This is a genomic window from Dysgonomonas sp. GY75 (genome assembly GCF_015234155.1).
Taxonomy (GTDB): Bacteria; Bacteroidota; Bacteroidia; order Bacteroidales; family Dysgonomonadaceae; genus Dysgonomonas; species Dysgonomonas gadei.
The window spans coordinates 1-16,577 of record NZ_JADCLQ010000038.1; the positions used below are offsets into that span (position 1 = coordinate 1).

Sequence of the window (16,577 nt, forward strand, 5' to 3'; positions counted from 1 at the left end):
CTCTCAATTCTGTCAAAGAACTCGTGAAAGTAGAGAACTCTCGTGTGGTTTTCTTTATGCCTTCGCCATCCACGGTGGCTACTACTACTTTCTTGTGTACGTCTATGCCGCATCCCCTGGATACGACCTGGGTAAATGTAATCTGTTCCATAGTCTTAATCTTTAGTTGGTTATAACCAAAGCTAAGGGCCTTTGCTAACTTTTACATTATCTTTGGCGTCTTTTTTACGTCATGGGGGTTTCATAATCGGATTTTCTGTCTCTCTTTTTTGACTGTATTTCATTGAAATAGTCAATATAAAGCTGCTTTGCATCACCTTTTAACTCCACAATAATATCTTCAAAATCAGAACTATTTACTTTGTCATATAGGGCATTTACAGCAGAAGTCCAGCATTCCTTGATATTGTCGGGTACTTTAGACTCAATATAATCAGGATAGTCTATATTTTCGGGGTATATCCATAACCAACGCTGGATATATCCGCTATCAATAATATGATCTTTTCCGAAATTCTTTACCAATATAGAGGGCTGAATAGTTCCTACAATAGATTGAAAAGGGTCTGTTAATAATTTGGGATCGTCACCGGATCTATTAATAGGTATATCATCACCGTCCCACAAAACTAACTCGTCGGTAAGTTCAGAGGAATTACCATTACTATATCTACCCACCGCCTGAATTTTTGCTGCTAATTCTTTCGGATATAAACAGATTCCGTTTTTATTAAAGCCTAAAGCCTTATCCCTTGCTTCTGGTGTTGTATTAGAAAGTAATATCTGTTTAAATATTGGCTTTTGTCCTTTATCTTCGCTCTCCTCCCATTCTTGCAACTCCGATTGAAAAGAGGCATAATTTTGTTTGTTTATATCTTCTATCGGACGCATTGCAAATATTACAGGCTTGCTCTTGTTGCTTCCTGACGGCGCAAGTATGCCTATCCAGTGCATAGGGGTATTAGTATATTTGCCATCGTAAAGCCTAATTTTATTACCTGCAATTATAGACAATGCGTTAATCATTGGCATAAAAACAAATTCTGCTGGACATTGATATACATTAGAAATTGTTTCGGCTATCTGCCTTATATCTGAGTTTGCACCATCTAAGGGAAATTTAACCGTTGTGTCTATTGTTGTGCCTTCTGGTATAGATATTTCTATTTGCATATTATCGGCAAATTCACTATCTTTACTACTGTTAATCAATGATATATCTCCCTCTGGTTTTCCTTTTTGAGCTGCGCCCTCATCGGCGTGGCTCGCTGTTTTTTCTGTCATGCTGTTTGTGTTTGTGGTTTTCCTGTTAATACTTCTAGTTCGTTCGCTAATGTCTGTTCGTTGAATAGCACTTTTTTACGGCTGATTTTGATTGATGAGATTTTACCGTTTTGCCTCCAACGAAATAGTGTTGATCTGTCTACACGGTACTTACTTGCAGCCTCATCGACTGTTAAGAATTTGGTTTGTTTATCCATTTATTAAACACGGATGTGCCTGCATAGCAAAGTAGGGTATCTATATGCTTCGTAAATATTAACGGTTATAATTGCCAGATGCGCCTTATAATCATTATATTTGCAGTTACATATAGCCTCAGCCATATAGGCAGGTTATTTGTTTGGTTGGAACGGTTGTGAACTTTGGCGAGTGTGCAACCGTTTGTCATTTACCCTTAAACGACAGTATAATAAATATACGCAAAGTTTTTAATTCTACAAACTGCACTATATTTCATACAAACCATAGGTCAAATATCAGTAATAAAATTTATATTTGCCGATAAAAACGCAGCAGTGCTATATTTTACAAAAAAAGTCAGTTATGGAGGTGAAAGATAGATTAAGAAAAATGCTCAAGATATATAACGGGTATGGGTATCCAATTAAACAATCTGATTTTTGTAGTAAGATAGGTGTTTCTTCTGGGTATTTTAGCTCTATAAGAAACGGATTATCTTTTGATAAATTGCGAAAGATAATAGAACATTATCCATACTTTGATATAAAATGTCTAATTACAGGAAAGGCAACGCCGGAAAACGAGATATATCAGGATGGAGGAAAAGTTATATATAGTTATGAATCATTTATAGACTTCGATAAATTAATACAAGAATTAGAGGACAGCAAAAAAACAATTGCGGATTTAAAGCTTATCATAAAACAGCAGCAAAAAAATATAAAGGAACTCGAAGATATGTCTATTAAGTAGAATTCTTCAGAAAAAATATTTTTCAAACAGCTCAGAGACACCACCACGAACGCATCAGGGGTGGGTATAGGGGTATAATATTGACAATTAGGGTATTACATATTCAAAGATTGTTGTTTGTTTTGCCTAACTTCTCGGCTATCCTTTCAGCCCTTTCACTATCGGACAAGCAGATATATCCGTTAAAGGCTTTTTCGGTCTTGTGTCCAGATAAGAACATTAAATCTGATACATCTAATAAGCCATTCTTAAAAAAGTTTGTTATTGCAGATCGTCTAGCGGTGTGAGACGATACACAGGCACATTTGTCTTTTGTTTCTACTATTATCTTACCTCCCCTCATAGTTTCGGTTGTAAACGGCTCAATTATGCCAGCCATTCGGCAAATAGTCTTTATATGTCTATTTATTAGCGTTGCTGTACTTTCGATGCCTCCCATGCTTGGAAGGTTGAATTTCCATTTATTTAATATATTTACTGCATTGCCGTTTAGAAATGGTACGGTTACTTTATGTTTCGTCTTTGTCTGATATGCTGAAAACGCCTTGTATCCGTTCTTTAGGTCTACTATCTTATCTTTTGTTATAGTTGCATAGTCTGATACTCTTTGAGCTGTATAACAGCCTATTAAGAACAGATCTCGCACTTTATCTAACATCTCGTCCGTTAATTCCAGATTAAATATAGACTCTATTTCTGTATCCGTTAAATATACTCTCACTCCTTCTGCTGTCTTTATCTGCTTTGAGAAGTGAGGTAATGTATAATCTCTATTCGTATGCAGCTTGTCCATATAAGCGTAGTTCATTATGGCTTTAAGTGTTGTTATATGCTTTCTTTGAGTGTCGGCTGTGAAATCTTGTTCGTTAAAATAATCTATCAACTTGTTATATATTGATACAGATACATCCCCGAATGATATATTGCGCTCTATATATTCATCTTGAAATCGCTGCCAATTCTTCCAGAATACGCCCCATGATTTAATAGTGCCTTTTGCATAATTCCCGCCTGATGGGAGTTTTCGTTCTCCCGTTTTCATCTGCTCTATAACAAACGGTATATACTCATTCATGCGAAAAGGAATAGTATTTGCCATTTTGTCCTGAAACGTATCTTTTACTATATCCTTAACATCTGATGTTTTTATGTCGGGGTTTTTAGCTATAAATAATTCTATTTTATCCCTTATTGATTCTGTTTGTTTCTTGGCAATATCCATGCGAGACACAACATCACTACTATGATGATAATAGTTTTTAATCGCACCCTTTTTGTTATCCCATAAATCGGACGGGATAGATATCCCAGTACTTAATCTTATCAGGGTGTTTGTGTCCCGAACAAGAACGCTTATTACTATATCAGAATCCTTTTTGATTATAGACCTCGTGTAAAAACTAACTGACGCCATAATAGGTAATTTTTATCAAAGATAATCAAATATTTCAGTGTGTACGTATATGTGTACGTAAAAATGCATATATTTGCACTATATAGAATTCTATAATAGCTATAATTGTCTCTTGTAAAGGATTTATAAAATACATTGCACTATATAGTATTATAAAGTTGTGGTGCTGGTGGCACCACTGAAACAAAATTGTAAAACGCTGTAATTGGATAAATTACAGCATTTTGCAATTTTAGTTGGGTAAACATAGGTTAAACATTTATTGGTGTGTCACACACTATTAATCCTTGTTTTTACTTTCTCTTAGTTGTTGCGCAATCTGGTAATGTTTATCTGATAATTCAAAATTACCAATAGCTGCATAGGCTTCAGCTAAATAATCGTGACAGGAAGCATGGCGGGGCTTCTGTTGGCAGGCTTTTATCAGGTCGGTAAGGGCTAACTCCGGTTCATCTACCTTAAGCCTGTTTTTTCCTCTGTTGTATAATGCCTTGAAAGATGATGGACTTAATTCTACAGCTCTGTTGAAACACTTCATGGATTCATAATAATCCTCCTGATCATAATAGGTAACACCTTTTCTAATCCATGCGTCAAGATAAGTAGGGTCTAAGTCTAGTGCTTTATTAAAGTTTGCCAGTCCTGCACGGTAATCTTTGTATGCGACAATACATTCATTACCCATCTGGTAATATTCTTGCGCCAATTTCTTTAAAGTCTCAGCCTGATTATATATCCTGTCTTGTAACTCCCTGTTTTTTGTTTTAAGTTTATTTATAATGCTCAGTTTTTTTCTTATATATCTTTGCTGTAATGGTTTCTCAATATCATAACGGGCATGGATGGCTTTAAAGAAGTGATTTAGGAAATCATCAAAATTTCCCTTATCAAATTGCTCTATTGCTTCTTTGTAAAGATAATTGGCATCTGATTCTTTCAGGGCTTTATTTATTAACTGCTGATTGTTGAATTGCTTACTGAATTCTACAATTTCAGGACGTATAAATATATCTGTCTTATTTATATTCTTTTTAAGTATAAGGCCTTCCAATGAAGTACAACGACTTAAAGCAACATAAGCTTGTCCTCCGGCAAATACCCCCCCGCTAAAATCCACAATCACATTATTAAAAGTAAGGCCTTGGCTTTTATGAATAGTGATCGCCCATGCCGCCTTCAGAGGCAGTTGTGTATAAGTTCCTATGATCTCTTCTTCTATCTTCTTTTCCTTCTCATTATACCTGTATCTGTAATTTCGCCATGTTTCCAGTTCCACTTCTACTTCAAAGCCATCGTCTTTGAGGACATATACATGCCCTTCTTCATCTATCCCCGATATAATACCGATAGTACCATTCACCCAACGACGGGGCCATTGCATATCGTTACGGATAAACATAACCTGTGCATGCTCCTTGAGTACTAATTCCTGAGCGGTAGGAAGTGATGATTCAGGGAAATCTCCTTCTTTTATACCATAACTTATAAACTCAGGAGTATTGAGTTCGCCCATCTTTTTTTCATTAATATAGTCGACATTGTCGCGTTTGGTAGCCAAAGTTATATACATATCCTCTTCCCGGGGATTAAAACCTGGGTTTACCCGACTATTGAGCAAAGTGAGGTCATTATTGTTCGATTTTCCATTTCTGATATTATTCAGAATAGTAATAAACTTTTCGTCTGTCTGGCGATAGATTTTAGTAAACTCGATGGGAACAAGATTTATCTCACGGAATACATTAGCTGAAAAGAAAAAAGCATTGTGGTAAAATTTGCTGATTATCTCTCTTGTATCGGGGGTAACAACTGGTTCGAGCTGAAACACATCTCCAACGAAGACGAGCTGTTTACCTCCAAAGGGAGTACGCATATTATTTGAATAAACACGTAGTATCCTGTCAATACAGTCTACCGTATCAGCTCTTACCATTGATATTTCATCAATGATTATAAGTTCTACTTCCTGAATAATCTTTCTATGTTCTTTCCGGTATTTGAAGAATTCGAAGATACGACCATTAATCAGGCTTAAGTCGGCATCATCGGGAGCCATCGGCCTGAAAGGTAATTTGAAAAAGGAATGTAGTGTCGATCCTTCTGCATTTATAGCTGCTATACCTGTTGGAGCAAGCACAACATATTTTTTTCTTGTTGTCTGACAGAGATGCCTCAAAAAAGTGGATTTTCCTGTACCAGCCCTGCCTGTAAGAAACACTGACTGGTTGCTTCGTTCAATCAGGTCGAGAGTATTCTTAAATTCTTTATTGGATGTATCTATTGATGCTGTCATAATAATACAACAAAAATATACATAAAGTACAAAATAGGACTAAGATTGGCTGATTATTAATATCGCACAATTATACATAATTGCAATATTAAATTTAATCTCCTTGTTTATCAATTGTTAGTCACATATTAATGTATACTCATTCATTTGATAATGAGTGTTTTATTTGTAAGTATGCCATTGCTTTACAATGAAAAGCAACATTTTTGATAGCTTTTGACCATTTTTTTATAGCCCTAATGGTTTAATAAAAAGTTCTTTGTATGCAGATTAATTTGTAATAGTAAAAAATAACCAATTTTCTAAATTCATACCATGATGAAAAAAATAAGAAAAATCTTTTTAATGTTCCTTTTCTCATACAGTGGGACTATTTATACCTGAGATCAGAGACAGAAGGAGTGTTAACGTCACAGACTAATAATAATCTTCTTAATAGACGTCGATCAAACTTAACTATTTGAAACATTAATATAACAGAATCTAAGAATGGAAGGCATGAAAAAATCACTTCTATGTGCACTCTTCCTTTTAATGTGCACGATTGTTCAGGCACAAACCCTGACAGTACAAGGAAAAGTGGTTTCCAAAACTGATGGAGAACCAATTATTGGTGCTACAGTACTGGATACTAATAAAAAAACAAATGGAACTATTACCGATACTGAAGGAAACTTTACACTATCAGTTGAGGATGGGACAGAACTTCTTATTTCTTATGTCGGATTTAAAGCCGTTCAGGTAAAGGCGGAGGCTATACTGAATATTGTTTTGGAAGAAGACCAGGAAATGTTAAAAGAAGTAGTTGTAACGGGATATACCACTCAGCGTAAAGCCGATCTGACTGGTGCTATCTCTGTAGTCAGCATGGATGAAATTGCAAAGCAGAATGAGAATAACCCGATGAAGGCTTTGCAAGGACGGGTTCCGGGAATGAATATTACAGCTGATGGTAATCCGAGCGGTAATACTACCATCCGTATCCGGGGTATAGGAACATTGAACAACAACGACCCTCTTTATATCATAGATGGTGTACCTACTAAATCGGGAATGCACGAATTGAATGGTAATGACATTGAGTCTATTCAGGTTTTGAAAGATGGGGCTTCTGCTTCTATCTATGGGTCTCGTGCTGCAAATGGTGTTATTATCATTACAACTAAGAAAGGCAAAAACGGGCAGTTGAAGATTAATTTTGATGCTTCTGTTGCTGCTTCCATGTATACCAATAAGATGAAAGTGCTGAATGCCGAAGGATATGGACGCGCTATGTGGCAGGCTTATGTAAACGAAGGACAGGATCCTAATACCAATGCTTTGGGTTATAAATACAATTGGGGATACGATACAAACGGTTATCCGCAGCTAAACAGTATCAGTATGTCTAAGTATCTTGATTCCGGCAACACAGTTCCGGCAGCAGATACAGATTGGTTTGATGAAACTACCCGTACCGGCCTCATCCAGCAGTACAATGTGTCAGTAAGCAATGGCTCGGAAAAAGGAAGTTCTTTCTTTTCTTTGGGTTACTATAAGAATTTAGGTATCATAAATGATACTGATTTTGAACGCTTTTCGGCTCGTATGAATACCGAATATAACCTGATCGGTAAAATGTTAACTGTTGGAGAACATTTCACATTGAACCGCACTTCGGAAGTACAGGCTCCGGGAGGATTCTTACAGAATGTATTACAGTTTAACCCTTCTCTTCCTGTTTATGATATCAATGGAAAATATGCAGGTCCGGTAGGAGGTTACCCTGACCGTGAAAATCCGGTTGCAAGATTAGACCGTAATTCAGATAACCGTTATACATACTGGCGTATGTTTGGTGATGCTTATGTAAATCTGAACCCATTCAAGGGATTTAATCTGCGTTCTACATTCGGATTAGATTATTCTCAGAAATCACAACGCATCTTTACTTATCCGATCACAGAAGGAAATGTTGCCAACAACAAGAATGCCGTGGAAGCCAAACAAGAACACTGGACTAAATGGATGTGGAATGCTATTGCCACTTATAATATAGAAGTAGGCAAACATAGAGGTGATGCGATGGTGGGTACGGAACTTAACCGTGAAGATGATAGCTATTTCTCTGGCTATAAAGAAGATTTTTCTATTTTAAATCCCGATTATATGTGGCCAAATGCAGGTTCGGGTACGGCACAGGCTTACGGTTCGGGAGAAGGTTTCTCTTTGGTTTCATTCTTTGGAAAGTTGAATTATACTTATGATGATAAGTATCTGGCTTCTTTGACTCTACGCCATGATGGCTCTTCCCGCTTCGGGAAAAACAACCGTTACGCAACTTTCCCTTCTTTTTCGTTGGGTTGGCGTATGAGCAGTGAAAACTTTATGAAAGACCTCACTTGGATCGATGACTTGAAAATCCGTGGTTCATGGGGGCAGACAGGTAATCAGGAAATATCCAACATTGCCCGCTATACTATCTATGTCCCTAATTATGGTGTAACAGAATCGGGAGGACAAAGTTATGGAACGTCCTATGATATTGCCGGAACCAATGGAGGAAGTATTCTCCAGTCAGGGTTCAAGCGTAACCAAATAGGCAATGATGACATAAAATGGGAAACAACGACCCAAACCAATCTCGGGCTTGACTTTTCGGTTCTTAAACAAAGTTTATACGGATCATTCGATATGTTCTATAAGAAGACCACGGATATTTTGGTGCAGATGGCAGGTATTGCTGCAATGGGAGAAGGCAGTACTCAATGGATTAATGCCGGCGAAATGAAAAATAACGGCTTCGAGTTCAATCTGGGCTATCGTAATAAAACTTCTTTTGGTTTGAAGTACGATTTAAATGCAAATATATCTTCTTACCGGAATGAAATTACAGCATTGCCGGCTACTGTTGCAGCAAATGGAACTTTTGGAGGTAATGGTGTTCGGAGTGTGATTGGACATGCTAATGGTTCGCAGGTAGGCTATGTAGCCGATGGTATTTTCAAATCTCAGGAAGAAATTGATAATCATGCAACACAGGAAGGTGCTGGTTTAGGTCGTATACGCTGGCGCGATTTGGACAATAATGGTGTGATTGATGAAAGAGATCAACAATGGATTTACGACCCTACTCCGTTGTTCAGCTATGGACTTAATATCTATCTGGAGTATAAGAACTTTGATTTTACTATGTTCTGGCAAGGGGTACAAGGCGTAGATGTAATTAGTGATTTGAAGAAAGAAACTGATCTGTGGAGCGGCCTTAATATCGGTTTCTTGAATAAAGGAGACCGTGTACTTGACGCCTGGTCCCCAACTAACCCCAATTCGGATATTCCTGCACTGTCACGCAGTGATTTAAATAATGAAAAACGCGTCTCTACTTATTTTGTAGAGAATGGCTCTTTCTTGAAGCTCCGCAATATACAACTCGGTTATAATGTTCCTGAAGACTTTGCTAAGAAATTGAAAATGAGTCGTCTTCGTTTCTACTTTAGTGCACAGAATGCATTGACTATTAAAAGTAAGACTTTTACAGGTGTAGACCCTGAAAATGCAAACTATGGTTATCCTATTCCGATGAATTTGACTTTTGGGTTTAATGTCGGTTTTTAATAAAATAAATCAGTCTCTTATGAAAAAAATAATATATACAGCAATTCTAGGACTTTCACTTATGTACAGCGGTTGCTCCGGTTTCCTGGAGGACCAGGTGCCTCAGGGAACTATCAGTGATGAACAACTTAAGGACCCCGCGTATATTGATAATCTGGTTATATCAGCTTATGCGGTATGGATTACCGCCGAAGATATTAATTCTTCCTTCTCTATGTGGAACTATGATGTACGTTCCGACGATGCCTATAAGGGTGGTAACGGGACGGAAGACGGAGATGTATTTCATGCATTGGATGTTTCGCAGGGAATCATGACTACAGCCTGGAATATCAGCGATATGTGGCAACGCCTCTACAATTGCATATCGCGTGTCAATACATCTTTACAGTTGCTGGAGCAAGTTGATGGGAGCGTTTATTCACTGAAACAGCAACGTATTGCTGAAATGCGTTTTCTGAGAGGACATGGTCATTTCTTACTGAAACGCCTATACAAAAATATCGTATTTGCTAACGATGCCGGTTTGTCGCCGGAAGAATATAACTATCTGTCTAATACAGCTTATACAAATGATGAAGGTTGGCAGCAGATTGCTGATGATTTTCAATTTGCCTATGATAACCTTCCTGTCAAACAATCTGATAAGGGACGTCCTACTAAAGCTGCGGCAGCTGCATATTTGGCAAAGGCCTATTTATATAAGGCATATCATCAGGACAATGCTAAAAGTCACGAAGTGACAAGCATCAAAACAGAAGATCTGTTGCAGGTCGTGAAATACACAGAAAGCAGTATTATGTCGGCAGGAGGCTATGCGTTAGAGCCGGACTTCCACAACAATTTCCGTCCCGAACCCCAATACGAAAATGGACCGGAATCCCTATGGGCAATGCAATATTCAATGAATGACGGTACTAACAATGGTAATTGTAATTGGTCTTATGGCTTGATTGTTCCCAATATTCCGGGAGTAACTGACGGTGGCTGTGACTTTTATAAACCGAGCCAGAACCTGGTAAATGCATTCAGAACAGATAATAACGGCTATCCTTTCTTCGATTCATTCAACAATAAGGACTATGATCCTAATTCCGATTATGCTGACCCTCGTTTATTCCTGACTGTGGGTATGCCGGGATTTCCTTACGAGTTCAATAAAAATTATATGATGGATGAGTCCACCACATGGAGCCGTAGTAATGGGCTTTATGGCTACTATGTAACATTGAAACATAATGTTGATCCTGATGGCGATTATTTGATTAAGGGTTCATGGTGGGGTTCGCCGATGAATCGTATTGTGTTGCGCTATGCTGATGTATTATTGATGCGTGCCGAAGCTTTGATCCAGCTAAACGATGGCCGTGTAAATGAAGCTATCAGTCTGATAAATCAGGTGCGCAGCCGGGCAAAACAGAGTACTGCGATGATCTCAGATTATGAAATGGAATATGGTGTTCGTTTCAATATTCAGACTTATACGGGAACTTATTCACAACAGGAAGCTCTTAATTTATTGAAGTTCGAACGCCGCGTGGAGATGGCTCTCGAATCAGAGCGTTTCTTCGATTTAGTTAGATGGGGAGAAGCCGCGGAGGTATTGAACAAGTTTTTTGCGCAAGAGGCTAATGATTGTACTATCTATTCCAGCGCTTCATTTACAAAGAATAAAAATGAATATCTGCCTGTCCCATTTGCTCAAATGAGTGCCAGTAATGGAAAATATACTCAGAACATAGGTGGATGGTAATAATAATCTTTTTATAATCGCTAATATATGAAAACGATAATAAATAAAATAAGCTTGCTTATTCTGGGCAGTGCAATCATGTTTGTTGCTTCAGGATGTAATGATGACAATAAATCTGATCTCCAATTGGATGGAGATACATGGATTTCCTCTTTTACTCTGGATGACAATTATCCGGGAGTAATAGACCGTACTGCAAAAACGATAACAGTAGGAGTGCCTGAAGTATATGATACAGATGCCATGACTGTTACTGCTATCGAGTTCTCCGATGGAGCAAAAGCGTCTGTAAAGGCTGGCGATGTTCTGAATTTCTCTTTTCCTCAGGTCATAAAAATTACCAATGGCGATGTTTTTATGGACTATACCGTGAATATTAAGCATGATGAAGCCAAAATTCTTACATTCAAATTGAATGATATATATGCCGGAGTTATCGACCAGGTAAAACGTAACATAACAGTACGTGTTCCTGGCTCGGTTGATGTAAAGAATTTAGTTCCGGTAATAACTACTTCTGATGGTGCTGTTGTAACACCGGCATCGGGACTGGCTGCTGATTTTACCAATCCTGTCGATTTTACAGTGACATATAATACAGCATCAGCAGTCTATACCGTAACAGTCATCCCTACGGATGCACCAAGTGCTGTATATGTCGGTTTAGCTGCATCGATGGATCTGCTGAATGCTGAAGAGAAAGAGGCAGCTACCTGGATGCTCAATAACATTGCAAATTCACAATATGTCTCTTTTGAAGATGTACAGGCCGGAAGAGTAGACTTGAGCGAATGTAAGATCATGTGGTGGCATCTGCATATTGATGGAGGAATTGATTCAATGACCAAATTTGATGCAGCAGCTCCTGCAGCGGTCAACGCTTTGGTTAAGATGAGAGAACTCTATAATAATGGAATGAACTTGTTACTTACCCGCTATGCAACTTTCTATGCTGCAAAAATAGGTGCGACCCTGGATGGCAATAATCCTAACAACTGCTGGGGACAGTCCGAAGAAACAGGGGAAATCACCGGTGGCCCATGGAGTTTCTCGATGAAAGGCCATGAAAACCATCCGCTTTATCAGAATCTGGTGATGGTGAACGGTGAAACAAGCAATGTATATACCTGCGATACCGGATATAGAATTACGAATAGTACAGCACAATGGCATATAGGTTCTGACTGGGGAGGCTATGCGGACAATGAAATATGGAGACAAAAAACGGGAGGCGTTGATTTAGGTTATGGTGGCGATGGTGCTGTCGTAGCATGGGAATACTTACCGGCAGATACCAGGGGAGGTATTGTCTGTATCGGTTCGGGATGTTATGACTGGTATGCTTTTGGTGTAGATGTTTCAGCGGATAAATACCATGGAAACGTAGCCCGGATGACAGAGAATGCAATCAACTATTTAATGAGTAAATAAAAAACATAATCTATGAAAACAATGATATATTCACTTGCTTTAACTGCCTTGCTGACTTCTTTCGCAGGTTGCAGTGACAATAATGATCCGGTGTTGACTCAGAAAGACTGGGAGGGAACAGCTACTTATTTTAAATCTACTGATGCGAAGGGTTTTGATACCTATTATAAGCCTTATGCAGGTTATGTGGGAGACCCTATGCCTTTCTATGATCCGGTTGCAAAGGATTTTAAGATAATGTATTTACAAGAATTCCGTCCTAATCAGGCAGGGACTTACCATCCGATTTGGGCGTTAAGTACTAAAGATGCAGGTAATTACACTGCTTTAGGTGAACTGATCTCTTGTGGTGGATTGGCCGAACAGGATGCTGCGATTGGTACAGGCAGCACTATTTATAATCCTGTAGATAAATTGTTCTATACTTTTTATACAGGTAATAAATATAGGCCTACGTCTTCGGAAAATGGTCAGGTTGTAATGGTTGCTACCTCTAGCGACTTCACGAACTGGACTAAAGACCATAATTTCTATTTGAAAGGTGATACCGATGGTTATAGCAAGAACGATTTTCGTGATCCGTTTGTATTTGAAGGGGAAGACGGGAAATACCATATGCTGGTATCCACCACCAAAGATGGAAGAGGGGTATTGGCCGAGTACACATCCACTGATATGAAAGACTGGGATTATGCAGGTGTATTTATGCCAATGCACTGGGATCGTTTCTATGAGTGTCCCGATGTATTTAAAATGGGTGACTGGTGGTATCTCGTTTATTCGGATATGTCCAAATGGTCCCGTAAAGTTCAGTATTTTAAAGGGCGCACATTGGATGAGTTGAGAAAATCATCAGATCCTCTTGCCTTTCCTGACAGCAAAGAAGGAGTTTTAGACTCTCGTGCCTTTTATGCAGGGAAAACAGCCTCGGACGGAACAGACCGCTATATCTGGGGATGGTGTCCGACTCGTCCGGGCAATGATAATACGGATGTTGGCGCCGATAATGAACCGGAATGGGCCGGAAATTTAGTTGCCCATAAAATTGTTCAACATCAGGATGGCACAATATCTTTTGGGTTGGTAGATGGTATTAGTCAGAAATATAATGTTGAATCTGCCGTGAAAGTAATGGAAAAGAGTGAAGGTGTATCTGAAAACGGTGGAAGTTATACTCTGGCCGGCAATTCGTATGCGCTCTTCAACCGCTTGAATGCGCATAATAAAATTTCATTTACAGTGAAAACGGCAAGCAATGCCGACAAGTTTGGTTTTTCTTTTGTCCGTGGTACGGATTCTGCAAAGTATTATACAATTGTTGTGAGTCCGGAAGATAACAACAATAAGAGAAAAATAAACTTTGAAGAAGAAGGTGAAGCGGGAAAAGGTTTCATTGCCGGAATAGACGGTTATCTGTTCGATACTCCCGCTGATAATGTGTATAATGTGACTATCTTCACAGACAACTCGGTTTGTGTAGTATATATCAATGATAACGTAGCTTATACAAACCGTATTTATGGGATACAAAAGAATCCTTGGTCTATAAATAGTTATTCAGGAACTGTCGACGTGAGCAATCTCAAAGTCAGTTATTATTAATTGGACATGAAACTTTGTTTGAAGTAAAACCTTTCAAAACAGGATATAAATGAATAATAAATTAAAAATATATAGTGGTCTTCTGGCTCTCACCCTTATTGGTTGTGCCACAAAATCAGATATTATTATAGAAGATTTTGAATCCGGGACTTATAATAAGTGGACAGTCGAAGGCGATGCTTTCGGTGCAACACCTGCTACAGGAAGTTATGCCGGGCAACAGAATGTAGAAGGCTTTGAAGGTAAACATCTGGCTAATAGTTTTAGCGGAGGAGATGACTCCCGGGGAACTCTTATATCACAAGAATTTACTATTGAGCGTGATTATATCAATTTCCTGCTAGGTGGAGGAATGAATCAGGACACTTATATCGAATTAGTAATAAATAATAAAAGTATTCATAGATCGCGTTCTGTTGTAGAAACCGAAACATTGCAATGGATGACATGGAATGTGAAGGAATATACCGGACAAAAAGCGGTTATCCGTATTGTTGATAATCAGCGCGGAGGATGGGGTCATATACTGGTAGACCAAATAGAACAAAGTAATACGGAAAAAAGTGTATTTATGGTCGATTATGAATTAACTTTTGATGCCGACAAGAAATATATTCTTGTCCCTATCGACGACGACAGTCCCGAGTCTGTTATAACACTTGTCGTAGACGGCGCAAGGATAGGTGTACCTATGTATATAAGAGTAGCTCAGACCGAAAAAATAGATTATTGGGTTCCTATTGACATTGACAAATATAAAGGCAAAAAAGTAACTCTGACATTTGCTCATGCAAAAAAGACGGATAAGCATTTAAATGATATTAAGCAGTCTGATTCTTTTAATTTTAATTATGATGAAACATATCGTCCATCATATCATCATACTCCGCTGTACGGGTGGATGAACGATCCTAATGGTATGGTTTATTTCGATGGTGAATATCATTTGTTTTTCCAATATAACCCATATGGATCGAAGTGGGCAAATATGCACTGGGGGCATAGTGTGAGCAAAGATCTTAAAAAATGGGAATATCTGCCGGTTGCTTTAGCTCCCGACTCGCTCGGTTCAATCTTTTCAGGCAGTGCCGTTATTGATAAAAATAATACGGCAGGCTTCGGTAAAGACGCAATGGTGGCTATATATACTTCAGCCGGGAAAACTCAGACACAATCTATAGCATATAGTACGGATAAGGGGCGCACATTCACCAAATACGACCATAATCCTGTATTGGCAGATCCTGATATTGCGGATTTTCGCGATCCGAAAGTGTTTTGGCATGATGCTTCGGGGCAGTGGGTGATGTCTTTAGCCACGTCACAAACGATTACATTTTATGGCTCAAAAAATCTCAAAGAATGGAATAAACTAAGCGAATTTGGTGAAGGTATAGGTTCGCATGCAGGGGTATGGGAATGTCCTGATTTGCTCCCTTTGACATATAATGGACAAACGAAATGGGTATTGTTTGTAAGTATCAACCCCGGAGGGCCTAATGGGGGCAGTGCTACCCAGTATTTCATAGGTAATTTCGATGGTAAAACATTCCGGGCCGATGATCTCAGTTATCCTTTATGGCTCGATTATGGACGGGACAATTACGCAGGAGTGACATGGAATAATGTTCCGGCAAAAGATGGGCGTCATTTGTTTATGGGGTGGATGAACAACTGGGATTATGCAAATTCTGTTCCTTCGCTAAACTTTTCGAGTGCTAACACATTAGTGCGCGAACTGAGACTGGTACACAACGGTGAACATTTAGTGGTGGCTAATCCTCCTATTGCAGAAATGGCAGACCTAAGAAGAAACGGAGAAAAGATGGGAAATAAACAAGTGAATAAAACATACACCCTTGAGAAATTATTGAAAGACAACCAAGGAGCTTATGAGGTCGAATTTTCAATAAAACCGAGAGGTGTGAATAGTTTTGAGTTTAAATTGGTAAACATCAAAGGAGAAAACATTCGTTTCATATTCGACCTGAAGAAAAATACCCTTTCTGTCGACCGGGCGAAAAGCGGCCTGATTGATTTCTCCAATAATTTTGCTACGGCACTTATTAATGCACCGTTGGTTGCCAAAGATTCTTATAAAATAAGACTGTTTGTTGATAAAGCTTCTACCGAATTATTTGTTAATGACGGAGAGTTGGTGCAAACGAATCTTGTTTTTCCTACCGAGCCGTATAACTCGCTGGTATTCGCAACTGATGGGGGGGCATTTGAAGTAGAAGATATCAATATCTATAATTTAAAATAATAGC

10 protein-coding genes are annotated in these 16,577 nt (G+C 38.5%); 6 read left to right on the forward strand and 4 right to left on the reverse strand.

The genetic code is table 11. The annotated features are described in order from the left end of the window. Positions 1-225: 225 nt before the first annotated feature. The gene (locus IR083_RS16030; protein WP_194225085.1) at positions 226-1,284 is read right to left on the reverse strand and encodes a DUF3987 domain-containing protein; all 1,059 of its coding nucleotides are present in this window, start codon (positions 1,282-1,284) and stop codon (positions 226-228) included. Further along, positions 1,281-1,481: a helix-turn-helix transcriptional regulator gene (locus IR083_RS16035; RefSeq protein ID WP_194225086.1), complete on the reverse strand. Its 201-nt coding sequence runs from the start codon at positions 1,479-1,481 to the stop codon at positions 1,281-1,283. The genes IR083_RS16030 and IR083_RS16035 overlap by 4 nt, the downstream gene beginning before the upstream one ends. Positions 1,482-1,827: 346 nt before the next feature. Between IR083_RS16035 and IR083_RS16040 the strand changes: the two genes are divergently transcribed. Continuing rightward, positions 1,828-2,217 (forward strand): hypothetical protein, encoded by a 390-nt coding sequence (locus tag IR083_RS16040; protein WP_194225087.1) that lies wholly within the window; start codon positions 1,828-1,830, stop codon positions 2,215-2,217. A gap of 103 nt (positions 2,218-2,320) precedes the next feature. On the opposite strand, the gene IR083_RS16045 is transcribed toward IR083_RS16040, so the two are convergent. Next, a complete protein-coding gene (locus IR083_RS16045; RefSeq protein WP_194225088.1) occupies positions 2,321-3,631 on the reverse strand; it encodes a tyrosine-type recombinase/integrase in 1,311 nt (436 codons plus the stop codon). A gap of 280 nt (positions 3,632-3,911) precedes the next feature. Next, positions 3,912-5,924, reverse strand: a complete 2,013-nt coding sequence (locus IR083_RS16050) for an AAA family ATPase (protein WP_194225089.1) — start codon at positions 5,922-5,924, stop codon at positions 3,912-3,914. 498 nt (positions 5,925-6,422) lie between these two features. On the opposite strand from IR083_RS16050, the gene IR083_RS16055 reads away from it, so the two are divergent. Genes IR083_RS16055 through IR083_RS16075 form a run of 5 tightly spaced genes read left to right on the forward strand, consistent with a single transcriptional unit; the run spans position 6,423 to position 16,573 of the window. Further along, positions 6,423-9,521, forward strand: coding sequence for a SusC/RagA family TonB-linked outer membrane protein (locus tag IR083_RS16055; RefSeq protein ID WP_242052453.1), 3,099 nt, complete (start codon positions 6,423-6,425; stop codon positions 9,519-9,521). A gap of 19 nt (positions 9,522-9,540) precedes the next feature. Then, positions 9,541-11,274, forward strand: a complete 1,734-nt coding sequence (locus IR083_RS16060; protein ID WP_194225091.1) for a RagB/SusD family nutrient uptake outer membrane protein — start codon at positions 9,541-9,543, stop codon at positions 11,272-11,274. A 27-nt stretch (positions 11,275-11,301) separates the two neighbouring features. Further along, a complete protein-coding gene (locus IR083_RS16065) occupies positions 11,302-12,705 on the forward strand; it encodes a DUF4960 domain-containing protein (RefSeq protein ID WP_194225092.1) in 1,404 nt (467 codons plus the stop codon). 12 nt (positions 12,706-12,717) lie between these two features. Next, positions 12,718-14,307, forward strand: a complete 1,590-nt coding sequence (locus tag IR083_RS16070) for a glycoside hydrolase domain-containing protein (RefSeq protein WP_194225093.1) — start codon at positions 12,718-12,720, stop codon at positions 14,305-14,307. Between the two features lie 49 nt (positions 14,308-14,356). Further along, positions 14,357-16,573 (forward strand): GH32 C-terminal domain-containing protein, encoded by a 2,217-nt coding sequence (locus tag IR083_RS16075; protein WP_194225094.1) that lies wholly within the window; start codon positions 14,357-14,359, stop codon positions 16,571-16,573. Positions 16,574-16,577: the final 4 nt, after the last annotated feature.